Here is a 22,752-nt window from a genome sequence, read left to right as displayed (position 1 = left end):
TCGTTCACCCGACCGGTCCAGTGCCGCGCGTAAGAGGGTGCGGGGCCGGACCGGGCGGGGGAACCTCCAGAGTGTCTGGAGGTACACGATGGGTAAGCGGCGACTCGCTCTCTGCGCGGGTGTCCTGACCGTCACCGCGTTCGGCCCGGCGGCCTGCGCGGCGTACGCGGCGGACGGCGGGGACGTCTCGGTGGTCCCCGCGGCTCCCGCGCCCGGCGCCGACATCGCCCTCAGGGTGACCGGGTGCGATGCGCGCGAGGCGGTCGCGCAGTCCCCGGCGCTGGTGTCCGACGCCCGCCTCACCCCCGACGACGGCGACGGCCTCGCGGGCGACGGGCGGGTGCGGTCCACGCTCACCGCCGGGACGTACACGGTGACCGTCGCCTGCGACGGCACCGAGCACAAGGGCACCGTCGAGGTCGTCCGGAAGCAGGCACCCGCGGCGGGCGCCGAGCCCTCCGCGCATCCGTCCCCCGTCGCGCCCGTGAACGCCGGGGGCGGCGGCGCCGCGCGGGTCTTCGCGGACGGCCGTGAGCGGCACGGGCCCGGCGCCGCGCAGACGGTGGTCGCCCTCGCCCTGGCCGGGACCGCGGCGCTCACCGTGCACCGGGCGGCCCGCCGTCAGGCGCGGCGCGGGCGGGGGACAGGGTGACCGGCGTCATGCGCGACCTGACGAAGCGGCTGCCCGCCGGCGCGGTCTGGGTGGCGCTGCTGCTCGGACTGTGGCTGTGGGGGCAGGGACTCACCGAGGTGCCCGCCGGGACGGCCGGGCCCGCCACCGGCGACATGGCGGCGGCCGGACGCCCGCCGCTGACCGACCTGCCCACCGTGCACCGGCCGCTGGAGGCCGCCGAGCCGCTCACCCTCGACATCCCCGGCCTGGACCTGCGCGCCCCGGTCGTCGCCCGCGGCCTGGACGAGCGCGGCGGCCCCGAGCCGCCGCCGCTGGACCGCGCGGGCGAGGTCGGCTGGTACGCGGCCGGCACCGCCCCCGGCGCGGAGGGCGCCGCGCTGATGGTGGGGCACGTCGACACCGAGACGCGGCCCGCCGTCTTCCACCGGCTGGACACGCTGGAGCCCGGCCAGGAGATCCGGGTCGCCCGCACCGACGGTACGGTCGCCGAGTTCACCGTCGAGGACGTCCGCGTGCTCGACCGGGACGGCTTCGACGCCCAGGAGGCGTACGGCCCGCGCCACGACGGGCGCGCCGAACTCCGGCTGATCACCTGCGGCGGCGCCTTCGACCCCGCGGCCGGCGCCTACGAGGCCAACGTCGTGGTCTCCGCGTATCTCACCGACGCTTCGGCGCCGCACACCGACGCGTGAGCGGAGCGGGCGCCCCGGGCCCGGCCGGCGGCCTGCTCCCCGGAGGCCGTCGGCCGGGCCGGTCCTCGACCGCGCGCAGCACGGGCCGCGGGAGATGACCCGGCGGGACGCGCGGGAGGTCCGGAGAAGGCGCGCGGGAACACCGGCGCGGCCCCGGCCGGCCGGCGCACACGACTTCAGAGGGAAAGCCGGGCCCGGCCCAGGGGGCGGCGGACGTCAAGTCCCGGACCGGTCGCATCCCGTGATCGGCGCAGGTGGGCGCGGATCCGGCCACGCCCGGCACGGCGGGCGCCGAACCGTCCCCGGCCCGCTGTAACAGGCCGTGGACAAGCGGCACTCGGCCGTCCTGGCGGGCCGTGGGGTGTGCCAGGATTGGGGCTCGGAACACTTGGAACAAGTGCACCCAAGGGGGGTTGGATGTACGGCAGCAGGGGGGTCGGGGCGTTCGCCGGGGGGCGGGCGTCCGCAGCGGTGCTGGGGGCGGCGCTGCTGCTCGCGGGATGTTCCTCCGGGGGTGACGACGAGAAGGAGGGCTCGGCGGGCGTCGTCACGCAGCAGCCGAAGGAGGCGGACCCCTTCTGGGTCAACCCGGACGGTGTCGCGGCGCGCGAGGTCGGCGAGCTGCTGGGGGACGGCAGAAAGACGGAGGCCCAGCAGCTCCGCAAGATCGCCGAGCAGCCCGTCGCGGAGTGGATCAACCCGGAGAACGCCGAGGAGCAGGCCCGGGAGTTCACCGAGGGCGCCGACAAGGCCGGCCGCCGTGCGGTGCTGGTCCTCTACAACATCCCGCACCGCGACTGCGGCCAGTACTCGCAGGGCGGGGCCGCCGACGGCGACGCCTACCGGGACTTCGTCGACGCGGTGGCCGAGGGCATCGGGGACCGTCCGGCGACGGTGGTGCTGGAGCCGGACGCGGTGCTGCACCTGGTCGACGGCTGCACCCCGCAGGAGTACCACGAGGAGCGCTACGACCTCCTCAAGGGCGCCGTCACCAAGCTGAAGGGCCTGAAGGACACCACGGTGTACCTGGACGCGGGCAACGCGGGCTGGGGCAACCCCGACCAGATCCACGAGCCGCTGACCTGGGCCGGGATCGAGCAGGCCGACGGCTTCGCGGTGAACGTCTCGAACTTCTACACCACCGAGGACTCCATCGCCTACGGCAAGGAGCTGTCCGCCAAGGTCGGCGGAAAGCACTTCGTCGTCGACACCAGCCGCAACGGCAACGGCCCCTACACCGGCGGCGATCCGGACGAGCGCTGGTGCAACCCGCCCGGCCGGGCGCTCGGCGAGACCCCGACGACCCGCACGGCCGACCCGCTCGTCGACGCCTATCTGTGGATCAAGCGCCCGGGGGAGTCGGACGGCGAGTGCAAGGGCGGCCCGAAGGCCGGCGAGTGGTGGGAGGACTACGCCCTGGGCCTGGCGCGCGCGTCGACGCGGTAGCGGCCGGGCAGCGACGACATGAGAGGGGGCGCCGTGCGGATCGCACGGCGCCCCCTTCTCGTGTACCGGCGGGCGCGCTACGGCACCTGCACCCACTGGGCCTTGCTGGGCGTGCCGTCGCCGTCGGTGACGAACAGCATGTACCAGCCCGACTGCACCAGGTTCTTGTTCTTCGGCACGGTCACCGTGACCTTGTCGCCGTCGGTCGTGAAGTCCAGGGCGATCGAGCGCTGGTCCACGTCGGTGACGTGGGTGGTGGCGCTCGGCCGGATCAGCCGGACCTTCTTGACCGACGCCGCGTCCCGCGAGGTGAACGTCCCGGACCCGCCGCGCTTGATGGTCTGCGGCCCGCCGGAGAGGTCGGGCTGCTCCTCGTCGCCGTACAGGTACGGCGGGGTGTAGATCTCGATGCGCTGCTCGAACGTGCCCGGCTTGGTGTTGGCCTTGTCGGCGAACAGCGAGTCCGAGCCGAAGAACATCACGCGGCCGTCGGGCAGCAGGATCGAGCCCGAGTGGTAGTTGCGGCCCACCAGCGGGTCGGCGACCCGCCGCAGCTCGTTCTTCTCCGTGTCGTAGATCCGCGCCTCGAGGATGTTGGAGTCGCCGCGGCCGCGGTAGTCCTCCGAGCCGCCGGAGATCAGCACCTCGTCGTTCGGCAGGATCGACGCCTGCGGGTAACGGGTGCCCTTGTCCAGCGGCGGCCCGTCGACGAACGCCGGGTCGTCGGCCTTCAGGTCGACGATCCGGGTCTTCTCACTGGACCGCGGGGACTCGCCCACCCCGCCGCCGCCGATGACCATGTACGTCTCGTCCTGGGCGGGCGGCAGCAGCACCGTGTTGGAGGTCTCCATCAGCTTCGCGTCGCTGAGCCCCGGGATCTTCTTGAACTTGTTGGTCTCCACGTCCCAGACGCCCGGGTCGCGCCCGACGTCGTCCGGCCCGTACCCCGCGTTCGACCCCGAGTAGAAGATCTTGCCGTTCTGCATCAGGAACAGCGCCGGGTACGTCGGGAACTGCCGGACCTCGTCGGTGTACTCCCACTCCTTGGTCTCCGGGTCGTAGACCTCGTTCTTGCCCGGGACCAGCTGGCCGATGTCGTCCAGGCCGGAGACGCTGAGGATCTTCCCGTCGCTCAGGGTGGTGAGCGTCGGGTACCAGCGGGCCTCCTTCATCGGGTCGACCTTGATGTACTTCTCGGCGACCGGGTCGAACTCGTAGGCGTCCCGGATGCCCTGGAAGTCCTTCTTGTCCAGGGCGAGCTTCTCGGCGATGCCGTACGTGTTGCGCGCGTCGGCGCCGCTGAGGCCCCGCACCCGGTAGTTGTCCTGGGTGCCGGTCTCGTACGCGGCGCCCTCCTTCTGCGCCTCGACGTAGATACGGCCCACGCCCGGGGTGGTGCCGAGGAACTCGCCCGTCTCCGGGTCGAACTTCTTCTCGGCGCGCGGCACGAGCACCGGGTCCTTCGAGACGAAGGTCTTGCCGTTCTCCTTGCCGGTGAACTTCGTGCCCGCCGGCAGGGTGATCGGCTTGTCCGGGTTCTCGTTGTGGACGAGCATCAGGCCGCCGGCCTTCTTCACATCGCCCTTGAGCTTCTCGTACCGCTTGGTGCCGCCCGCGATCAGCAGGTTGCCGTTGGCAAGCTGGGTGTGCCCGGTGCAGAACAGGTCGTTCGGCGTGGGGACCTTCTTGACGGTCCCCTTGACCGGGTCCCAGATCCGGGTGTCGTACTTCTTCGCGTCGAAGTTGTCCTGGTTGTTGCCCGACCCCGCGACGAGCAGCACCTTGCCGGTGCGCAGCAGCGCCGCGTGGATGGTGTTCTGCCGGTACTCCTCGGGAAACTCGACGATCTCCCACTTGCCGTTCGCGGCCTTGTACTCCGGCTGATTGATCTTGTACTGGTGGTATTTCTCGGTCCCGAAGCGGTACAGCCACGGCCCGTTCATCCCGGCCAGCGCGAGCACCACCGCCGTGCCTATCGCGATCCGACGGGCGCGACGGCGGCCTGCACGGTCAGTCATTCCTTACGTCCCCCAAGTCCACCAAGGGCGATCTGCATGGTCTGGTCGTCACCGGGGGTGCCGCCCCCGGGGCCTCCCGGCCCTTCGGGGCCCCCGGATCCGCCCGGTGCGCCGTGGGACCCGGCCCAGTGGGGCCGGGGCTGCGGCTGGTGCGGGGCGTGCTGCTGCTGGGGCATCCGCACGCCGTCGGCCGGGGTCGCGCTCTCACGCTGCTGCCCCGCCGCGTGCGCGCCGGGCTTCTTCCGGTCCTGCCGCATGCCGTGGCGCCAGGCGAACATCGGCGCCGCGGTGATGAGCAGGGCGAAGGTGGCCCAGATGACCATCGCCGGGTGGGAGTGCCCGAGGACGAGGCCCGCGGCGATGGAGCCGCCGAAGATCAGGATGAAGTACCAGTGGTAGCGGAAGGTGCCGAACCAGGTGTCCGGGCTGGCCGAGTCGCCCTTCGGGGTGACCACGAACTTGCTCTTGCGGCGCAGCACCGAGTCGATCAGCGCCTTCGCGTAGAGCGGGGCCGACAGCGCGGACATCACCATGCCGGCCACACCGCCGGAGCCCTCCGGCTCGTGCGGGGAGACGTTGTGCCGACGGTTCCAGACGTACAGGCCGATCTGCAGCGCGGAGGCGTTGCCGTAGAGCATCAGCCAGACGGCGGGGTCGATGTTCACACCCGAGGCGCCCAGGCCCAGGAACAGCGCGCAGCTGAGCGCCGCGAGGATCCAGTTCAGGGCGGACATCGGATAGAAGATGATCATCATCGTGTAGTTGAAGAGCCTGCTCGGCGGGAGCGAGTACCAACCCTTCCAGTACTGCTTGAGGATCGTCTCGTACGTACCGCGCGACCAGCGCATCTGCTGGGTGAAGAAGTCGGTCCAGGCGTTGGGGCCCTCACCGACCGCCAGCACGTCCGGGGTGTAGACCGAGCGCCACTTCCGTCCGGTCTCCGGGTTCTTGGCGCGGTGCATCTCGAACCCGGTCGCCATGTCCTCGGTGATCGAGTCGTACAGGCCGCCGATCTGCTTCAGTGCCTTGATGCGCACGGCGTTGGAGGTGCCCACGAACATCGGGGAGCCGTAGCGGTTGCCGGCCCGCTGGATCAGCGCGTGGAAGAGGAACTGCTGGGACTCGGCGGCCTTGGTGACGAAGTTGTCGTAGTTGCCGTAGACCTGCGGGCCGATGACGAAGCCGACGTCCGGGTCGCGGAAGAAGCCGAGCATCCGCTCCAGGTAGTTCGGCAGCGGCACGTGGTCGGTGTCCACCGAGGCGAAGAAGTCGTAGTTGTCGCCGTGCGCGTCCAGCCAGGCGTTGTAGTTGCCGTGCTTGGTCTTGGCGCGGTGCGGGCCCTTCTTCCGGTTCCACTTCGCGACGCCCTTGCGGGAGAAGTGGTGCACGCCGAGGCGCTCGCAGACCGCCTTGACCTCGGGGTCGTCGCCCTCGTCGAGCAGCCAGACGTGCAGCAGTCCCCGGTGGCGGATCTTCACGGCCGCCTCCAGGGTCTTCGTCACCATTTCCAGCGGCTCCTTGCCGGGCACGAAGGAGGTGAGGAAGGCCACCCGGGTGCCGGTCTCGGGCACGACGGGGACCGGGTCGCGGGCGACGAGCGTGGCATGCGCGTTCGACACCACGTTCATGCAGCGGAAGAACTCGATCAGACCGATCGAGACGAGCATCACGACGTCGAGGGCGGGCAGCCACTCGAACGCCGGATGGTCGCGCTCCGTCCAGTGCGACGGCTGGAGCAGCCACACCAGCAGCACCAGCGACAGCACCGGGGCCGCCAGCAGCATCAGCGCGATGCGGATGCGGTGCGGCTCCTGCGAGATCAGCGAGCGGTACTGGACCCGGTACGGCTTGTTCGGATCGGGCTGGGTGAGGGGACCCGCGAGGCGGCTGTAGTGCTCGTAGTCGTATCTGGGCAGCGCTTTCTTGATCCGGCGGAACGTCCCCGTGTTCCAGTTCCGATGGCCGGGCACCCGTAGCTGGGTGGTTTGGGACGGGTCGTCGTCCCGGTGGGCGCCCGTCGGCGTCGACGTCATGAGTCATCCCCCCACACGCGGTTGGAACGCGTGTTTCGTCGCTTCCTTACGTCCGGGCCGGTCCCCCTCGACCTCCGGACGTGTCAGTGGCGGACCGCGGTCACCACGTCACGCACACCTTATAGACACGATCCCGTGTCCTTCCGGTTGCATGATCCCCCTTCGGTGCCGGCGCGGGGGAACGGGGTCCCCCACCCCGTCCCGGCCGCCGGCCGGTGCTTCCCCCGGTCCCCCCAACGGCCGCGATGGCACGGTTCGTTGAAGGGACCAGGTTCCCGGTTCGCTCCTCATGATCGCAAGGTGCGAAACATGGTGCAGACCGGGCAAAGGAGGTCAAAGTGACGCCCGAGGGCGTCCTGTGGTGTCACAGTTCCGTACGGGGCGCGAGAGTGCGGCGCTCAACGGGGGCGAGAGAGTTTCCGGCCAAAAACCGACGGGCTCCTCGTGGAACGAGGAGCCCGTCGTGTCGGTGCGCCGCCAGGGACTCGAACCCCGGACCCGCTGATTAAGAGTCAGCTGCTCTAACCAACTGAGCTAGCGGCGCCTGCTGACGGCAGAACTCTACAGGACCGCGGAGGGTGCTCGTGACCGCCCCGGTCCGGCGTCCGCCACCCGGGGGCGTCCGGGGGAGGGGTGCTTTACATCATTCGGACCGTCAAAGTGCGCGCCCGGAGGACCGTTGCGACACTGACGCTCGTGCGCAGAGGCGGAGAAACGTTCCGGGAATGTGAGGGGAATCGCATGGGGTCTCCGGTGTGCCAGGAATTCGGTCCGGCCGGAGACCGCGCGTGCCCCGGCTGTGCGGGTGAACATCGGGAGCGGCCGCTTCCCCGCGCGGGGCGGCCGCATCGCTCCCCGGCGCACCGCGCCGCCCTGGTGGTGGCCGCGGTCACGTCCGCCGCGCTCGGCGCCCACCCGGTCCCCGCGGTCGCCGCCCAGGACGCCCGGGTCTCCACGGGCCAGGGCGTTTCCGCAGATCAGGGGAGCGGCGGCGGGCAGGGCGCGCCGGGTCCGCTGTTCGGCTCCGACGGGCGCACGGGTCCCGCGCTGCCGCCCGGCGCCCCGGGGACGATCCCCGCGATCAGCCGGACGGACATCGTCGAGCGGGCCGCCTCCTGGGTCAGCCAGAAGGTCCCCTACAACGTGTCCTCCTACTGGTCCGACGGATACCGGCAGGACTGCTCGGGCTATGTGTCGATGGCCTGGAAACTGCCCGGCAACGAATGGACGGGCAGCCTCGCGCAATACGCCGACAAAATCACCAAGGCGGAACTCCAGCCGGGTGACATCCTCCTGTTCCACAATGCGTCCGACCCGTACAACGGTTCGCACGTCGTCATTTTCGGCGGATGGGCGAACTCCGCCCGTACCCAGTACGTCGCCTACGAGCAGACCCCGCCGCACACCCGCAAGATGACCACTCCGTACGCCTACTGGAACAACTCGGCGAGCTATGTGCCGTACCGCTACAAGGGCGTGACCGACGGGGCCGCGGGAGCCGGTCCGGAGGCCGTCGCGGCCGCCCGGCCCGCGCTTCCGGCCGAGCCGGTGGCGGATTCCCCACCTGTCGCCGAGGGCGCGGACGCCGCCGGGCCGGGCGGCGGGGAGCCGGCGCCCGCCGTGCCGGACGGTCCGCGCGGAACGGACGCCGGGGAGGGGGCGGCCGGTGGGACGCCGGCGCGGCGGGGCGTCGCCGTGGACGGCGCTCCTGGTCCCCGGACCGGTCGGTCCGGCGGGGCCCCGGATGTCTCAAACGGAGGTTCCGCTTCTGCTCCGGCGGGCCTTCTCGCCGCGCCCGCGTCACACGGGGCACCGGGCTCTCCGGGACGGGCGCGGTTCCGCCCGGGGACGGAGAACGAGCACGTCACCCGGCTGGGCCGGCAGCCGGCGGCGAAGGGGTCCGGCCGGCACCGAACTCAGGGGCCCGGCCCGCGCCGGGGCGAGGAGGACCGCCGCGACGCGGCCGACTTCCAGCGGGCGCAGGGCCGGAGCGGCAGGGCGGCGGACGGCGTCCCGGGCCCGGAGACCTGGCGGCGGCTCTTCTCCTGACCCGACCGGGGCGCCGGGCGTCCGCCCCCGTCCGGGTATCTCGCTGTTCTCGCTGTTCCCCGTTGTGACGCATCTGGCGCGGAGGCTGGAGGCACGCATGACCACCACGACATCCCACATCCCCGAGCACGTCCCCGAGTCCGAGGGGGCCGACGGCGGCGTCGCGGCCGCCCGCCCGGCCCGGCTGATCCACACCGAGTCCACCACCGAGATCCCCGTCCACCTGTTGTTCCGCGAGGAACCCGCGGCGCCTCCCGCGGAGGTGAAGCTGCGGCCCGCGGTCGTCGCCCACCGTCCCGCGCCCGACAAGGAGGACCGGGACACGCGGGACATCGGCGTACGAGCCCGGGCGTCCGCGCCCGGCGTCGACCCGGAGATCGTGGAGCGGCCCGCGCGGGTGCTGCCCGGGATCGCCGGGGTGCTCGCGGGGATGTGCGGCGCGGCGGGCTGCGCGGTCACCGCGTGGTGGGCGGGGGTGCTGCCGCCGCTCGCGGCGGAGGCGCCCGGCCTGTCCGCCGGGACCGGCGGTCCCGGGCCGGCGCAGTGGGCGGCGTTCGCCGGGGCCGGGGCGCTCGGGCTGTTCGGCTTCGGCGGTCTGGCCCGCGGGCGGACCGGGCGGGCCTGGGTGCTGGAGCTGTTCGGCCGCTACCGGGGGACCGTGCGGGGCACCGGACTGCTGTGGGTGAACCCGTTGTTGCTGCGCCGCCGGGTCGACGTGCGGCTGCGGCACTGGCGCGGTGAGCCGCTGCCGGCCGCCGACCGGGGCGGGGTCGCGCTGCGGGTGACGGTGCTGGTGGTGTGGCGGGTGCGGGACACGGCGCGGGCGACGCTGGGCGTCGAGGACCACGAGGGGTATCTGCGGGCGTGCGTGGAGGCGGCGCTGCTGCGGGTGCCGGTGGCCGCGCCGGGCGCCGGGCGGGGTGCGGTGCAGGCGACGCAGGACGCGCTGACCCGGCTGGTGGCGGCGGACGCCGGTCCTGTGGGGGTGGAGGTGTGCGCGGTACGGCCGCTGCGGGTGGAGTACGCGCCGGAGGTGGCCGCCGCGATGCACCGGCGCCGGATCGCGGCGCTGGACGCCCGGCACCGGGCCGGTGTGATCGGCTCCGTCGTGGACTCGGTGGAGGACACCGTGGCCCGGCTGACCATGCGCGGTCTGGTGGACCTGGACGACTACGAGCGCCAGGTGCTGGTGAAGGACCTGACGGTGGCGTTCTGCGCGGGCCGGGGCGAGACCGGGTCCTGAACGGCGCCCGAGGCGGTGGGGAAGCACCGGGAGACAGAAGGGGAAACAAAAGCCCTGCGATTGGTCTGGACATGCCCAACTGGCGTCCTTACGCTGAGACTTGGTCTAGACCTGCACCCTGACAACTCCCCCACACTCCAGGAGCGGCAGTATGCGTAAACGGACCAAGCTGTACGCGGCCGCGGTGGGACTGGCCACGACCGGAGCGCTCATGCTCTCCTCCGGCGGCGCCAGCGGCCACGGCTACACCGACCTGCCGGTCAGCAGGCAGAAGCTCTGCCAGAACGGCGGGGTCTCCAACTGCGGCGCCATCCAGTGGGAGCCGCAGAGCGTCGAGGGCCCGAAGGGCTTCCCGGCGGGCGGCCCCGCCGACGGCAAGCTCTGTTCGGCCGGCAACGCGTCCTTCGCCCCCCTCGACGCCCCGCGCACCCCGTCGGGCGGCGCCTGGCCCACCACCCGGGTGACCGGCGGCCAGGAGTACACCTTCCGGTGGCAGTTCACGGCGATGCACGCCACCACCGACTTCAAGTACTACGTCACCAAGCCGGGCTGGAACCAGAACCACAACCTGTCCCGGTCCGACCTCAACCTCACGCCGTTCCTGACCGTCCCCTACAACGGTCAGCGTCCGCCGCAGACCCTGTCGCACAGCGGCCGGCTGCCCACCGGGCTCAGCGGCCACCACGTGATCCTCGCGGTGTGGACGGTCCATGACACGGGCAACGCGTTCTACGCCTGCTCGGACGTGACCTTCTAGACCGGTCCGGGCCCCACGGCCCGAGATAAGGATCCGGGCACGTCAAAGGGCCTCTCGCTCCCACGAGAGGCCCTTCTCGGTGCGCCGCCAGGGACTCGAACCCCGGACCCGCTGATTAAGAGTCAGCTGCTCTAACCAACTGAGCTAGCGGCGCATGACTCCCGCCGTCCGCTTCCGCGGTCGGCGACGGGAAAAATCATACCTGGTCCGCGAGGGTGCTTCCGACCACTCCCGTGGCGGGCTCAGATCGCCAGCGACAGCAGCATCGGGGCGGCGCTGCGGTTGAGGGTGTCGGCGGCCCGGCGCAGCCGGTGGGCGTGCTCCAGCGGCAGGGACAGCGCCAGGCAGCCGGCCGTGGACCCGGCGGTGAGCGGGACGGCCGCGCAGACCGTGCCGACCGCGTACTCCTGGAGGTCCAGGACCGGCGCCGTCGGCGGCTGTGCGGCGAGCTTCGACAGCAGCAGGCGGTCGCTGGTGATGGTGCGCGAGGTGAGCCGGGCCGGGCGGTGCCGGGCCAGGTGGTCGCGCCGTCCCTCGTGGTCCAGCTGGGTGAGCAGGCTCTTGCCGACCGCCGTGGCGTGCGCCGAGTAGCGGAAGTCCACCCACTCGTTCACCTTCGGGGTGGCCGGGGAGTCGGCGTACTGGGTGACCCGGACCTCGCCGTCGACGTACCGGCTGAGGTAGACGGCGGCGCCCACGCGGTCGCGCAGCCGGTCGAGGGTGCGCTGGAGGGTGTCCCGCTGGGCCTGCCGGTGTCCGTCGGCGGAGCCGAGCCGGGCGAAGGCCGCCCCGGTGACGTAGGCGCCGTCGGTGATCTGCTCGACGTAGGCCTCGCGGCGCAGCATGCGCAGGAGGGTGGTCAGCCGCTCCGTGGCGATGCCGGTCTCGCGGGCCAGTTCGGTCTCGTTGATTCCTGTGCCGCGCCGCCCCACCGTCTCCAGGACGCGCAGCGCGTCCTGGACCGAGTGGTACGACGCGGTCGGCTCGTGCCTCAGCGCCACGGTTTCCCCCTGCGCTCGCTCGTAGGGCCGCAATCCGGTCAGCGAATCCCCTCCACGATAGCCGTCAAAGGCCCTGGCGGAAGCGGGGGTTGACAAGATTGCGGCCCTCTGAACTGCGGCGCCGACCCTCTGGCATATGCCAGAGGAACGACCCGCGCCAGGGACCTCGGGCGATGCGCCGGGCGCGCTCCGTGGTCAGAGGACCGCGCTGAGGAATTCCCGCGTCCGGTCGTGCTCCGGCTCGTTGAAGATCTTCTCCGGCGAGCCCGCCTCGATGACCCGTCCCGAGTCGAACATCAGCACCTGGTCCGAGATGTCCCGCGCGAAGTTCATCTCGTGGGTCACGCAGAGCATCGTGATGTCCGTGGAGCGGGCGATGTCCCGCAGCACGTCCAGCACACCAGCCACCAGCTCCGGGTCCAGGGCCGAGGTGACCTCGTCCAGCAGCAGCACCTGCGGGCGCATCGCCAGCGCCCGGGCGATCGCCACCCGCTGCTGCTGGCCGCCGGAGAGCTGGGCCGGGTGCTTGTCGAGGTGGTCGGTCAGCCCGACCATCTCCAGCAGCTCCCGGGCCCGCTCCTCGGCCGCGTCCTTGGACATGCCGAGCACGGTGACCGGGGCCTCGGTGATGTTCCGCAGCACGGTCATGTTCGGGAACAGGTTGAACTGCTGGAAGACCATGCCGATCTTCTTGCGGACCTCGCGGACCTGCTTCTCCGGTGCCGGGAACAGCCGCTGCCCGTCGACGGTGATGACGCCCTCGTCGGGCTTCAGCAGGGTCATCAGCAGCCGCAGGATCGTGGTCTTGCCGGACCCGGACGGGCCGATCAGCGTCACGTGCTTGCCGGCGTCGACCGAGAAGTCGAGGTTGTCCAGGACCGTGTGGTCCCCGAACCGCTTGGTGACCCGCTCCAGCCGGATCAGCTCACCGGTCGCGCGCGGGGTCTCGGGCTTCTCGTCGAACGGGGCGTGGGTGTCAGTGGACAAGGCGTCGCTCCAGGGCTCGCAGGGCAAGGGAGGCCAGGTAGGAGATGACGATGAAGGCCACGCCGATCACCGTCAGGGGCTCGGTGAACTGGAAGTTCTGCTGGGCGAACAGCCGTGCCTGGCCGAGCATCTCCAGCACGGTGATGGCCATCAGCAGCGGGGTGTCCTTCAGCATCGAGATGACGTAGTTGCCGAGCGCGGGCACCACCCGGCGCACGGCCTGCGGCAGGATCACCACGGTCCACGTCCGGCGCAGCGGCAGGTTCAGCGCCGTCGCCGCCTCCCACTGGCCCACCGGCACGGCCTCGATACCGGCGCGGTAGACCTGCATCGTGTACGTCGAGTAGTGCAGCCCGATGGCGAAGACGCCGGTGGTCAGCGCCGAGAAGGTGATCCCCCACTCGGGCAGCACGTAGAAGAGGAAGAACAGCTGCACCAGCAGCGGGGTGTTGCGGATGAACTCCGTGACCGCGCCGACCGGCCAGGTCACCCAGCGCGTCGGCGTCCGCATCAGCAGCGCCCACACCAGGCCCAGCGCGAAGGAGATCAGCGAGCCGAACACCAGGATCTGCAGGGTGACCAGCAGACCGTCCCAGAAGTACGGCATGAAGTCGGCGACCGCGCCCCAGTCCCACGTCACGACACACCACTTCCCTCGGGCACGCGGCCGGCGGCGGCGGCCTTCTTCTTCGGCGCCTTGCCGACGCCCGCCTTCAGCTTCTTCTCCAGCCCGCGCATCGACCGGGTGAGCAGGAAGGCGATCACGAAGTAGATGAGCAGGATGTACGTGTAGATCTCCGCGCTCTCCTGCAACGCCAGACGCACCAGGTTGGCGCTGAACGCCAGGTCGCCCATGCCCATGATCGACACCAGGGCGGTGCCCTTGAGCAGCTCGATCAGCAGGTTGGAGAACGGCGGGATCATCTCCGGCACCGCCTGCGGCAGCAGGATGAGCTTCATCCGCTGCCAGGGCGTGAAGCTGAGGGCGATGCCGCCCTCACGCTGGGCCGGGTCGACCGCGGCGAGCGCGCCGCGCACGATCTCCGACCCGTACGCCCCGTAGGTCAGGCCGAGCGCCAGGGTGCCCGCCCACAGCGGCACGAGCTGCCAGCCGAAGGCCGGCGGCAGCACGAAGAACACCCAGAAGATCATCACCAGCGCGGAGGTGCCCCGGAACACCTCGGTGTAGAAGCCCGCGAGGAAGCGGACGATCCACAGCCGGTGGGTGCGGGCGATGCCGACCACGAACGACACCGCGGTGGCGAGCAGCGCGCTGAGCACGAGCAGCTGGATCGTGACCCAGACGCCGTCGAGTACGCGTTCCCAGAGTCCAGAGGTCATCCGCCGCAGAGCTCCTTCGCGGTCAGATCGGTCATCTCGTCCTCGGTGAACCCGAACGGCTTGAGGATGCGCAGCAGCTCGCCGCTCTTCTTGAGCTTCGCCAGCTCCACGTTGAAGGCGTCCCGCAGCTTGGTCTCGGTCGGACGGAACGCGAACGCGCCGCCGTCGACGTGCGGCTTGCCGTCGACGAGGGGCTTGAACGGCTCGGTGGCCTCGGCCTTGCCCGACTTCTTGACCACCTCGCGGGTGGTGAGCGCGGTACCGGCGAAGACATCGACACGTCCGGCCTCGACGGCGTTCAGGCCGGCCACCTGATCGGGGACGATCAGGATGTCGCTCTCCTTGTAACCGGCCTCCACGGCGTACGCGATCTCCGCGTAGCCGGTGCCGGTGGCGAACTTCGCCTTCTTCTCGACGACGTCCTGGTAGTCGCGCAGCCCCAGCGGGTTGCCCTTGCGGACGATGAACGAGTCGAGCATCTGGTAGTCGGGGTCGGAGAAGATGACCTGCTCACAGCGCTCGGGGTTGACGTACATGCCCGCGGCCACGACGTCGAACTGCTGGGAGTTCAGCCCGGGTATGAGCGAGCCGAACTCGGTGGGCACGGGCTGCACCCGGTCCACCCCCAGCCGTTTGAAGATGACCTTGGCCAGCTCGGGCGCCTCACCGGTCAGCTCACCGTCCTTGTCGATGTAGCCGAACGGGATCTCGCCGGCGATGCCCAGCCGGACCACGCCCGCCGCCCTGAGCCGCTCGAGGAGGTCGCCGCCGTCCGTCGTGGAGGCCGTCGGTACGCGGGAACACCCCGCCGCGCCCAGCGCGCCGAGCGCCGCGACCCCCGCGAGCAGCGACCGACGCGAGGGCCCGGAGGTCCCCGTGATTCGTCTCAGTGGTTGAAGTGGTGGAGCCATGGCGGCGCGGATACCCGAACGGATGCGAGTTATTCCGGCCAGTTTCGGCCCCGTGCGCGTACGGCGTGATCCCGCGGCGGGAGGCCGAGCGGCGCATACCGCTCATCTCGGTCAACCGGGTGACCGTGTGGGCAGCGTTGCGCCGACTGGGTACCCGGGAGGAGCACCGGTCCTGTCGGACGCACCCGGAGAGAAGCAGCAGAAAGGCTGGACATGACCGCACTGGGATTCCTCTACCCCGGCCACTCCGCGGAGGACGACTATCCGCGCATCGAGCAGTTGCTGGGCAGCGACATCCGCGTGGACCTGGTGCACACCGACATCGGCGAGGACGCGTACCGGGTGGACGCGCTGCGCGGGACGGGCTCGCCCGAGCGGCTGGCGGCCGGCCTGGAGGAGCTGCGGCTGGCCGGCGTCGAGGCCGTGGTGTGGGCGTGCGCCGGCGGCAGCTTCGTGCTCGGCTGGGACGGCGCCCACGAACAGGTGCGGGGGATCGCCCTGGCCGCGGGCATGCCCGCCTCCTCCACCTCCTTCGCCTTCGTGCACGCGCTCCAGGAGATCGAGGTGCGGCGGGTGGCCGTCGCCGCGACCTACCCCGACGACGTGGCCCGGCTCTTCGCCGATTTCCTGCGGGCCGGGGGAGCGGAGGTCACCGGCGTGCACAGCTCCGGGACCGTCACGGCCGCCGAGGCCGGCGCCTGGGGCGAGCGGGAACTGTTCGCGCTGGCCCGCGCCGCCGACAGCCCCGACGCCCAGGCGCTGCTCCTGCCGGACACCGCCCTGCACACCGTCGCCCACATCCCCGCCCTGGAGAAGGACCTGGGCAAGCCGGTCCTCACCGCCAACCAGGTCACCGTCTGGGAGTGCCTGCGCCTCACCGACCGCCGTGTGAACGCGCCCGAACTGGGCGCGCTCTTCACGCGGGAGCCGGTCGTCCAGGTGTGACGTGCCCGTAGCGGCGTGAGGAACACCACTGGTGCGGGCGTACACCCTCCCGCGCGCCCGGAGCGCGTTGCCGTCGCCGTCTTTGTGCGCCCCGCGAGCTGGGTAGTCACCGGTCGGCGCACCCGCACCGCCGGGGCCGGCCGGCCCCCGCGGGCCGGACGCCCTCTTGCGGGGGCGCGGGACAATGGACGGTGGCCCTCCGGCATCCGGGTGGCCCCCGCGACGTACGAAGGAGAAGTCATGGCGGAGCACACGCCGCGCCCGGACCAGCCGCGGCTACGCCCCGCGCCCCTGCTGTTCGAGCCCGCGCAGGCGGCCTCGGACCCCGAGCACTTCTTCGACCTGGAGTCGATCGAGGATCCGCGCGCACTGCTGGAGCGGGCCACGGAACTGACGCTCGCGTTCCGTGCCGCCGCGGACCGGGCGACGGAGTTCCAGGCGGTGGCGGCGGCCCAGCTCGCCGACCCCCGGCGCTTCGACCGGCTGTCGACGGCGGACATCGCCGAGCGCGCCGAGTGGACCGAGGACTACGCGAAGAAGATGGTCGAGTTCGGCCGCGACCTGATGCGCGGCGGCGAGGGCCCGGGGCACGTCGACCCCGTGTGAGCCGCGCCGGCCTCCCCGGTTCCCCGGCCCGTCGAACGGGTGCGGCATATGCCGGGCGACAGGGTACGCGCCCGGCCGGGTTCCTGTCCCGGATTCCGGCAACTCTGCGGAACCGTTCCCTCACGGTCCGTAGAAATATCTGTATGAGCAGCACACCGAATGTCTCCGACGTCAGCGGTGTCACTCCGGACGGAGCCGCCTGGCTCGCCTCGGCCGGCGCCGCCCCGCGCGGCGCCCGCGCCCTCTGGGGCGAGCGGCCGGACGCCCCGGTGGTCCTGCACTGCGGCGTCGTCTTCGACGTGGTGAGCGTGCCCGCGATCTTCGGGCGCCGGATGCTGGACCGCCTGTGGGAGGAGGGGCCGGGCTCGGGTCCCGTGGCGGAGTACCGGGGCCGGACGCTGCTGTTCGGCGCCGTGGGCACGGCCCAGCGGCTGCCCGCCCTGCTGAAGTGGGAGGAATGGGGCGCCCACGGCAGCCGCACGGACGGTGTCCCGCCCCTGCTGTGCCACGGCGCCGGCGACGCGGTGACCGTCCCCGCCCCGTCAGGACCCGTACGCCCCGACGTGGTGTCCCCGGCCCGCTGGCTGGTCGCCCCCGACAGCCGGAGCCCCTGGCTGCCGGGCCCGGAGGTACTGCTCTGGGCGGCGGTGCGGGCGGCCCGCTCGGCCGTGCGGATATCGATTTTTCCTCCCGCCGATCGTGATGCTAATGTCTACGACGTCAGCAGGCGCCGCTAGCTCAGTTGGTTAGAGCAGCTGACTCTTAATCAGCGGGTCCGGGGTTCGAGTCCCTGGCGGCGCACGACACGAAGAAGGCCCTCCGCATCAGCGGGGGGCCTTCTTCGCGCAGGTCACGCGTCCGGTCAGGACGCCTTGGCCGCCCGGTCGCCCGTGGTGATCTTCACCGTCCACGCGCCGGACGGAGTGCGGCCCTCCACGTCCACCCGTACCGCTTCCCCGGGGACCGTGAAGCTCTCGCCCAGGGCGACCGGGGCGTCCGCCAGCGGGGGATAGACCGAGTCCTCCCAGCACGCCTCGGTGTGCGGGTGGGCGTCGATCACCTCGACGGGGCCGCGCCCCGAGCGGGTGCCGCTGGACACCCGGTAGACCAGCACCCCCGGCCGGCAGGCCGCGCGGTCGTTGCCGACCGGGCCGCGCACCTCGAAGGCCAGGGCGGTGTCCGCGCCCGTGCGCACCACCGCCAGCTTGGTGCCCCGCCCCAGACCGAACGACGGCGCCCCCGCCGCGCCCGTCACCGGCGTGCCGGGCCCCGCCCCCAGCGGCTCCAGCGTCAGCCGCACCGGACCGCCCTCCTGCACGCACCGCACCTGCCGCGGCTCCAGCCAGCCCAGCTTCCACTTGTGCCAGCCGAACAGATCCGGAGCCAGCGCGAACTGGCTGCCCATCAGGTCCCAGTCCCCGACATGGGTGTCCCAGTCGCCCTTGCCGTCCACCGGCCGGTGGTACAGATCCGGCAGGTCGAAGACGTGCCCCGTCTCGTGCGCCAGCACCAGCCGGTCCGGAGGATGGTTCTCGAACACGGTGACGACCCGCCGGATGTCGGCGCCGTCCGCACGCATCGGCCGGTCCAGGTTGACCACCTTCGTGGCGTCGGAGTCCACCCCCGGCGCGTCCGGATCGGCGACGAAGTACACGATGTCGTAGCGCGAGTAGTCGACGTGCGGATCGGACACGGCGAGCGCGTCCCGCAGATAGGCCGCCCGGTGCGCCACCGTCCAGTCGCGCTGTATGGCGTACGCCGTCGAGGAGCGCGGCATGCGGATCCACCGCTTCACCGGGTGTGCCCGAAGGCTGAACTTGCCGTAGGAGGCCCGGTCGAAGAAGCGGCTGGTCATCGGGAAGTGGTCGGCGGCCAGCTCGTCCGGCGAGGTCAGCGGGTGCGAGTCGGGGAACGACAGGAACACCATCACCGCGTCCAGCCGGCTCGTCGGACGCGGATAGGCCGTGTTCCAGGTGTCCAGGCCCTCCGAGTGGTGGGCGTCGGTCCGGGTCAGCACACAGGGCTCCGCCGAGAACGGCTCGGGTCCTGACGGCACGCTCACCAAGGACGTCGCCGCGAGCGCCGACATCGTCGTGCACATCGCCGCCGTGGTCCGCAGCCGGGGCCGGACACCCGAACGGCCGAGCCGCTGCCGCAGTGCCTCACGACCGAGTCCTCTCGGGGTGAGCTGACGCGGCACGGGGACCTCCGGGAGACGGTTCGCGGGACACCGCACCCAGAGTGGGATGATTTGTCGTACTACGCCCTGTTCAGCTGCACCGGTCGGGTGAGAACAGCGGGGAAACGGGCGGGATCGTGCGCGATCCGCACCGTCCGCACTCACGGAACGTCACAACTGGTCGGAGCCCCGACGGAGCCGTCCGCACCCGTGCGGAAACGATCCGGCAGAGATGCGGAACCGGGTCCGAGGCCGGACAGTGGCTGGAGCGGCCCGACGCGGGCCTCTATGATCGGCACACTTTCCGGATGCGGAAGGTGTTTTCCTGCACGACAGCGAGCGAGTGCACTGCGGGAGCGAGTGGTGAGCGGAACGTCCGAAGGGCCGACGCCCGCGACTGAGCTCAACCGGCCGGTCGTCACGGAGAGTGAGATCCTGGCGTCCCCCGGTGCCGAGGTCGCCGCGCGGGCCGAGCGCGCCGAGCCTGTCGAGTTCGCCGAGCCGGCCGACCCTGGCGAGCCCGCCGCATCCGGCGAGCCGGCCGATCCTGTCCGGCCGGCAGATCCTCTCCGGCCGGCCGGACTCGTCGAGCCCGTCGAGTCGCCGTCCCCGCGCTCGCCCGCGCCCCCGTCCTACCGCTCGGTCTTCACCGCCGCCCCGCTCGCCATGGCCGTGGTCGACCGCGAGGGCATGGTCACCGGCGCCAACGCCGCCCTCGCCGACCTGCTGGGCCGCGACCAGGACACCCTCACCGGCGCCGTCGCCGCCGATCTGGTCGACCTCGCCTCCGACGCCCGCACCTGGCACGCCTACCGCGAACTGCTGCGCGGCCGCCGCGCCCGGCTGCGCTGCACCCGCCGGCTGAAACACCCCGAGGGACACGCCCTGTGGGTGCGGGTCACGGTCGCCCCGCTGCCCCCCGACGACGGCGGCGTCCTCGTCTCCGTCGCCGACATCAGCGACCACCGCGCCCTCCAGGCCCGGCTGCGCCATCTGCGCATGCACGACCCGGTGACCCGGCTGCCCAACCGCACCCTGTTCTTCGAACGCCTCACCACAGCCCTGGAGGCGGAGTCGTACGCGGAGAGCGGCACCGGCCGGATCGGGCTCTGCTACCTCGACCTGGACGGCTTCAAGGCCGTCAACGACACCCTCGGCCACCGCGTCGGCGACCAGCTGCTGGCCGCCGTCGCCGAGCGGCTCACCCGGTGCGCGCAGGACGCGGGCCGGGCCCGCGCCGGGATTCCGCTGGTCGCCCGGCTCGGCGGCGACGAGTTCGCCCTGCTCGTGGAGGACTCCACCGGCACCGAACAGCTCGCCGACCTCGCCGAGTCGCTGCTCGACGCGATCCAGGAGCCGTTCGACCTGTCCGGCCGCCGTCTGAAGGTGTCCGCCTCCATCGGCGTGGTCGAGCGCCACGCCGCCGGGACCACCCCCACCGCGCTGATGCAGGCCGCCGACACCACGCTCTACTGGGCGAAGGCCGACGGCAAGGCCCGCTGGACCCTGTTCGACCCGGAGCGCAACGCCTCCCGCGTCACCCGCCAGGCCCTCGCCTCGTCCCTCCGCCCGGCCATCGACCGGGGCGAGTTCGCCCTGGAGTACCAGCCGCTGGTCGGCATGGACGACGACCGCGTGCACGGCGTGGAGGCCCTGATCCGCTGGCACCACCCCCGCTTCGGCACCCTCACGCCGAATCGGTTCATCTCCCTGGCGGAGGAGGACGGTTCGATCGTGCCGCTCGGCCGCTGGGTGCTGCGCACCGCCTGCCGGCAGGCGCGCGCCTGGCAGACGCAGCACCCGGACGAGCCGCCGATCTTCGTCAGCGTGAACGTGGCGGTCCGTCAGGTCTGGGACTCCGACCTGGTCGCGGACGTCGCCGACACCCTGGAGGAGACCGGGCTGCCCCCGCACCTGCTCCAGCTGGAGCTGACCGAGTCCGCGGTGATGGGCTCCTCGGGCCGCCCCCTCCAGGTCCTCGAAGCCCTCAGCGGCATGGGCGTCCGCATCGCCATCGACGACTTCGGCACCGGCTACTCCAACCTCGCCTACCTCAGCAGGCTGCCGGTGTCCGTGCTCAAGCTCGACGGCTCCTTCGTGCGCGGCTTCCAGATCGAGGACCGCACCGCCAAGGCCAGCCCGGCGGACGAGGTCATCGTGGAGGCGATGGTCCAGCTCGCCCACCGGCTGGGGCTGACCGTCACCGCGGAGTGCGTGGAGACCTCCGCGCAGGCCACCCGGCTGCGCCGGATCGGCTGCGACACCGGTCAGGGCTGGCTGTACTCACGGCCCGTCCCGCCCGACCGCATCTCCGAACTGCTCGGCACACCCGGGGTTCAGGCGGGCGTCGGCAACCCGTAGGCGTCGGCGATCAGTTCGTACGACCGCACCCGGACGTCACCGCCGTGCGCGTTGGCGGTGAGCATCAGCTCGTCGGCCCCGGTGCGCTTCTGCAGGTCGTCCAGACCGGCCCGGACCTCGTCCGCCGTGCCGTGGACGACGTTGGCGTTCCAGGACTCCACGAACTCCCGCTCCATCGGGCTGAAGTCGTACGCCTCCGCCTCCTCGGGCGTCGGCACGAGCCCCGGGCGTCCGGTGCGCAGCCGCACCATGTTCAGCGCGGCGGCCAGCACCTGGCGGCGCGCCTCCTTCTCGTCGTCGGCGGCGAGCGCGGCCACCCCGATCAGCGCGTAGGGCGCGTCCAGCACCTCGCTCGGCCGGAAGCTCTCCCGGTACAGGTCGAGCGCGGGGACCGTGTTCTGCGCGGAGAAGTGGTGGGCGAAGGCGAACGGCAGGCCGAGCACGCCGGCCAGCCGGGCACTGAACCCGGAGGAGCCGAGCAGCCAGAGGGGCGGCCGGTGCGGGGACTGCACCCCTCCGGGCGAGGTGGCCTGCACCGGTCCGGGCACCGCGTGGATCCGCCGGTACGGGTGCCCGTCGGGGAAGTCGTCGTCCAGGAAGCGGGTCAGCTCGGCGAGCTGCTGGGGGAAGTCGTCGGCACCCTCGTTCAGCCGGTCGGTGCGGCGCAGGGCGGCGGCGGTCGCGCCGTCGGTGCCGGGCGCCCGCCCGAGCCCCAGGTCGATCCGCCCCGGCGCCATGGCCTCCAGCGTGCCGAACTGCTCGGCGATCACGAGCGGCGCGTGGTTGGGCAGCATCACGCCGCCCGACCCGAGCCGGATCCGTCCGGTGTGGGCGGCCAGATGCGCGAGGATCACGGCCGGCGAGGAGGAGGCCACGCCCGGCATGGAGTGGTGCTCGGCCACCCAGTACCGGTGGTACCCACGCGCCTCGGCGAGCTTCGCCAGCTCCACGCTGGTCCGCAGCGCGTCGGACGCGGTCCGCCCGGCTCCCACCGTGACCAGGTCGAGAACGGAGAGGGGCACCGGGGCGGTGCCGTGTGCCGTGCCCCTGATCTCGTCGTCTGCGGTCACGTGGGTGCCTCCTGTCGGACGTCCTCGCACTCGGTGCATGTGCGGTGGGGGAACAGGGGGTGGTCCCCGGTTATTCCCCTGGCCGGGGGTGTGTCGTATGCGTGCTCGACCGCTCTGGGGCACGTACATCCAGTGCGAACTGGGGCAGGACGTGACATCGGGGAGCCGTATGGAGCGGTCGGGCGAAGTTGTGGGGTGCGCGTCCGGTATCTGCACTCAGCGGGCCCATTGAGACGGTGCGTCGCCGACTCGGACTGTGGTGCATCCCACACCGGCCCATAGCGTGATCAAGCCTCACAGGCCCCTTCTCAAACGTAACGATCATCACGCTCGCTACATGAATCTCCGACGCCAATGTCCGTTTGCTGCCCGTTGACCTGACGTTCGGTAACGGGGTGGGGTACGGAAGGCAACTGTGTGGGCTCTGTGGGTGGGGTGTGGCGGGGATGTGGGGCCGAAGTCGAGGTAGGACCAGAATC

At 71.8% G+C, this 22,752-nt stretch carries 19 protein-coding genes and 3 tRNA genes; 11 read left to right on the top strand and 11 right to left on the bottom strand.

Going from position 1 to position 22,752, the window contains the following annotated elements:
* Positions 1-88 precede the first annotated feature (88 nt).
* From ACP7TJ_RS11780 to ACP7TJ_RS11770, 3 genes are all read left to right on the top strand, one after another.
* On the top strand, positions 89-652 hold the full coding sequence (locus ACP7TJ_RS11780; RefSeq protein ID WP_167741871.1) for a hypothetical protein: 564 nt from the start codon (positions 89-91) through the stop codon (positions 650-652).
* An 8-nt stretch (positions 653-660) separates the two neighbouring features.
* Positions 661-1,326 carry a class F sortase gene (locus tag ACP7TJ_RS11775; RefSeq protein WP_266397451.1) on the top strand — a complete coding sequence of 222 codons (666 nt, stop codon included), beginning with the start codon at positions 661-663 and terminating at the stop codon, positions 1,324-1,326.
* Positions 1,327-1,743: 417 nt separating this feature from the next.
* Positions 1,744-2,772 carry a glycoside hydrolase family 6 protein gene (locus ACP7TJ_RS11770; protein WP_427763059.1) on the top strand — a complete coding sequence of 343 codons (1,029 nt, stop codon included), beginning with the start codon at positions 1,744-1,746 and terminating at the stop codon, positions 2,770-2,772.
* A 77-nt stretch (positions 2,773-2,849) separates the two neighbouring features.
* Here ACP7TJ_RS11770 and ACP7TJ_RS11765 read toward each other — a convergent pair whose 3' ends face one another.
* The 3 genes from ACP7TJ_RS11765 to ACP7TJ_RS11755 all read right to left on the bottom strand — a co-directional run bounded on the left by ACP7TJ_RS11765 (position 2,850) and on the right by ACP7TJ_RS11755 (position 7,367).
* Positions 2,850-4,790, bottom strand: coding sequence for a kelch motif-containing protein (locus ACP7TJ_RS11765; RefSeq protein WP_167741868.1), 1,941 nt, complete (start codon positions 4,788-4,790; stop codon positions 2,850-2,852).
* The gene (locus ACP7TJ_RS11760) at positions 4,787-6,823 is read right to left on the bottom strand and encodes a glycosyltransferase family 2 protein (RefSeq protein ID WP_189909950.1); all 2,037 of its coding nucleotides are present in this window, start codon (positions 6,821-6,823) and stop codon (positions 4,787-4,789) included. The genes ACP7TJ_RS11765 and ACP7TJ_RS11760 overlap by 4 nt, the downstream gene beginning before the upstream one ends.
* Positions 6,824-7,293: 470 nt before the next feature.
* Positions 7,294-7,367 (bottom strand) — tRNA-Lys (locus tag ACP7TJ_RS11755).
* Between the two features lie 335 nt (positions 7,368-7,702).
* On the opposite strand from ACP7TJ_RS11755, the gene ACP7TJ_RS11750 reads away from it, so the two are divergent.
* The 3 genes from ACP7TJ_RS11750 to ACP7TJ_RS11740 all read left to right on the top strand — a co-directional run bounded on the left by ACP7TJ_RS11750 (position 7,703) and on the right by ACP7TJ_RS11740 (position 10,872).
* On the top strand, positions 7,703-8,872 hold the full coding sequence (locus ACP7TJ_RS11750; RefSeq protein ID WP_427763058.1) for a peptidoglycan-binding protein: 1,170 nt from the start codon (positions 7,703-7,705) through the stop codon (positions 8,870-8,872).
* Between the two features lie 97 nt (positions 8,873-8,969).
* Positions 8,970-10,115 carry an SPFH domain-containing protein gene (locus tag ACP7TJ_RS11745; RefSeq protein ID WP_427763057.1) on the top strand — a complete coding sequence of 382 codons (1,146 nt, stop codon included), beginning with the start codon at positions 8,970-8,972 and terminating at the stop codon, positions 10,113-10,115.
* 151 nt (positions 10,116-10,266) lie between these two features.
* Positions 10,267-10,872, top strand: a complete 606-nt coding sequence (locus ACP7TJ_RS11740; RefSeq protein ID WP_093767176.1) for a lytic polysaccharide monooxygenase auxiliary activity family 9 protein — start codon at positions 10,267-10,269, stop codon at positions 10,870-10,872.
* A gap of 80 nt (positions 10,873-10,952) precedes the next feature.
* On the opposite strand, the gene ACP7TJ_RS11735 is transcribed toward ACP7TJ_RS11740, so the two are convergent.
* The 6 genes from ACP7TJ_RS11735 to ehuB form a co-directional block, all read right to left on the bottom strand.
* A tRNA-Lys gene (locus tag ACP7TJ_RS11735) sits at positions 10,953-11,026 on the bottom strand.
* 88 nt (positions 11,027-11,114) lie between these two features.
* Entirely contained in the window at positions 11,115-11,873 is a 759-nt protein-coding gene (locus ACP7TJ_RS11730; RefSeq protein ID WP_093767177.1) for an IclR family transcriptional regulator, read from the bottom strand.
* A 195-nt stretch (positions 11,874-12,068) separates the two neighbouring features.
* Positions 12,069-12,860 (bottom strand): ectoine/hydroxyectoine ABC transporter ATP-binding protein EhuA, encoded by a 792-nt coding sequence (ehuA, locus tag ACP7TJ_RS11725; RefSeq protein WP_093767178.1) that lies wholly within the window; start codon positions 12,858-12,860, stop codon positions 12,069-12,071.
* Positions 12,850-13,500: an ectoine/hydroxyectoine ABC transporter permease subunit EhuD gene (ehuD, locus tag ACP7TJ_RS11720; RefSeq protein WP_093767179.1), complete on the bottom strand. Its 651-nt coding sequence runs from the start codon at positions 13,498-13,500 to the stop codon at positions 12,850-12,852. Before ehuD ends, ehuA begins: the two co-directional genes overlap by 11 nt.
* Positions 13,497-14,201: an ectoine/hydroxyectoine ABC transporter permease subunit EhuC gene (ehuC, locus tag ACP7TJ_RS11715; protein ID WP_093767180.1), complete on the bottom strand. Its 705-nt coding sequence runs from the start codon at positions 14,199-14,201 to the stop codon at positions 13,497-13,499. Before ehuC ends, ehuD begins: the two co-directional genes overlap by 4 nt.
* Complete coding sequence (ehuB, locus tag ACP7TJ_RS11710; RefSeq protein ID WP_093767181.1) at positions 14,198-15,112, bottom strand: ectoine/hydroxyectoine ABC transporter substrate-binding protein EhuB; 915 nt, start codon at positions 15,110-15,112, stop codon at positions 14,198-14,200. The genes ehuC and ehuB overlap by 4 nt, the downstream gene beginning before the upstream one ends.
* A 213-nt stretch (positions 15,113-15,325) precedes the next feature.
* Here ehuB and ACP7TJ_RS11705 point away from each other — a divergent pair, with 213 nt between their 5' ends.
* From ACP7TJ_RS11705 to ACP7TJ_RS11690, 4 genes are all read left to right on the top strand, one after another.
* A complete protein-coding gene (locus tag ACP7TJ_RS11705) occupies positions 15,326-16,057 on the top strand; it encodes a maleate cis-trans isomerase family protein (RefSeq protein ID WP_093767182.1) in 732 nt (243 codons plus the stop codon).
* 240 nt (positions 16,058-16,297) lie between these two features.
* Positions 16,298-16,663, top strand: coding sequence for a hypothetical protein (locus ACP7TJ_RS11700; RefSeq protein WP_033274741.1), 366 nt, complete (start codon positions 16,298-16,300; stop codon positions 16,661-16,663).
* Between the two features lie 143 nt (positions 16,664-16,806).
* The gene (locus tag ACP7TJ_RS11695) at positions 16,807-17,400 is read left to right on the top strand and encodes a bifunctional DNA primase/polymerase (protein ID WP_093767183.1); all 594 of its coding nucleotides are present in this window, start codon (positions 16,807-16,809) and stop codon (positions 17,398-17,400) included.
* Positions 17,391-17,464: transfer RNA gene (locus ACP7TJ_RS11690), tRNA-Lys, on the top strand. The genes ACP7TJ_RS11695 and ACP7TJ_RS11690 overlap by 10 nt, the downstream gene beginning before the upstream one ends.
* A 61-nt stretch (positions 17,465-17,525) precedes the next feature.
* Here ACP7TJ_RS11690 and ACP7TJ_RS11685 read toward each other — a convergent pair.
* Complete coding sequence (locus ACP7TJ_RS11685; RefSeq protein ID WP_427767336.1) at positions 17,526-18,764, bottom strand: M6 family metalloprotease domain-containing protein; 1,239 nt, start codon at positions 18,762-18,764, stop codon at positions 17,526-17,528.
* A 441-nt stretch (positions 18,765-19,205) separates the two neighbouring features.
* On the opposite strand from ACP7TJ_RS11685, the gene ACP7TJ_RS11680 reads away from it, so the two are divergent.
* Entirely contained in the window at positions 19,206-21,203 is a 1,998-nt protein-coding gene (locus ACP7TJ_RS11680; RefSeq protein ID WP_367559349.1) for a putative bifunctional diguanylate cyclase/phosphodiesterase, read from the top strand.
* On the opposite strand, the gene ACP7TJ_RS11675 is transcribed toward ACP7TJ_RS11680, so the two are convergent.
* Positions 21,179-22,312 (bottom strand): LLM class flavin-dependent oxidoreductase, encoded by a 1,134-nt coding sequence (locus ACP7TJ_RS11675; RefSeq protein WP_167741860.1) that lies wholly within the window; start codon positions 22,310-22,312, stop codon positions 21,179-21,181. The two genes, ACP7TJ_RS11680 and ACP7TJ_RS11675, sit on opposite strands and share 25 nt — an antisense overlap.
* Positions 22,313-22,752: the final 440 nt, after the last annotated feature.

It is taken from the genome of Streptomyces sp. DSM 41931 (genome assembly GCF_050271085.1).
GTDB classification, from domain to species: domain Bacteria; phylum Actinomycetota; class Actinomycetes; order Streptomycetales; family Streptomycetaceae; genus Streptomyces; species Streptomyces albogriseolus.
The sequence above is the reverse complement of the archived record's forward strand: the minus strand, read 5'-3'. Positions and strand labels throughout refer to the sequence as shown.

What these genes read in the sequence shown, in the direction of transcription:
- ACP7TJ_RS11780 (WP_167741871.1), top strand. Translation starts at nt 89, where the DNA reads ATGGGTAAGCGGCGACTCGCTCTCTGCGCGGGTGTCCTGACCGTCACC.
- ACP7TJ_RS11775 (WP_266397451.1), top strand. Translation starts at nt 661, where the DNA reads ATGCGCGACCTGACGAAGCGGCTGCCCGCCGGCGCGGTCTGGGTGGCG.
- ACP7TJ_RS11770 (WP_427763059.1), top strand. Translation starts at nt 1,744, where the DNA reads ATGTACGGCAGCAGGGGGGTCGGGGCGTTCGCCGGGGGGCGGGCGTCC.
- ACP7TJ_RS11765 (WP_167741868.1), bottom strand. Translation starts at nt 4,790, where the DNA reads ATGACTGACCGTGCAGGCCGCCGTCGCGCCCGTCGGATCGCGATAGGC.
- ACP7TJ_RS11760 (WP_189909950.1), bottom strand. Translation starts at nt 6,823, where the DNA reads ATGACGTCGACGCCGACGGGCGCCCACCGGGACGACGACCCGTCCCAA.
- ACP7TJ_RS11745 (WP_427763057.1), top strand. Translation starts at nt 8,970, where the DNA reads ATGACCACCACGACATCCCACATCCCCGAGCACGTCCCCGAGTCCGAG.
- ACP7TJ_RS11740 (WP_093767176.1), top strand. Translation starts at nt 10,267, where the DNA reads ATGCGTAAACGGACCAAGCTGTACGCGGCCGCGGTGGGACTGGCCACG.
- ehuC (WP_093767180.1), bottom strand. Translation starts at nt 14,201, where the DNA reads ATGACCTCTGGACTCTGGGAACGCGTACTCGACGGCGTCTGGGTCACG.
- ehuB (WP_093767181.1), bottom strand. Translation starts at nt 15,112, where the DNA reads ATGGCTCCACCACTTCAACCACTGAGACGAATCACGGGGACCTCCGGG.
- ACP7TJ_RS11705 (WP_093767182.1), top strand. Translation starts at nt 15,326, where the DNA reads ATGACCGCACTGGGATTCCTCTACCCCGGCCACTCCGCGGAGGACGAC.
- ACP7TJ_RS11700 (WP_033274741.1), top strand. Translation starts at nt 16,298, where the DNA reads ATGGCGGAGCACACGCCGCGCCCGGACCAGCCGCGGCTACGCCCCGCG.
- ACP7TJ_RS11695 (WP_093767183.1), top strand. Translation starts at nt 16,807, where the DNA reads ATGAGCAGCACACCGAATGTCTCCGACGTCAGCGGTGTCACTCCGGAC.
- ACP7TJ_RS11685 (WP_427767336.1), bottom strand. Translation starts at nt 18,764, where the DNA reads ATGTGCACGACGATGTCGGCGCTCGCGGCGACGTCCTTGGTGAGCGTG.
- ACP7TJ_RS11675 (WP_167741860.1), bottom strand. Translation starts at nt 22,312, where the DNA reads ATGCACCGAGTGCGAGGACGTCCGACAGGAGGCACCCACGTGACCGCA.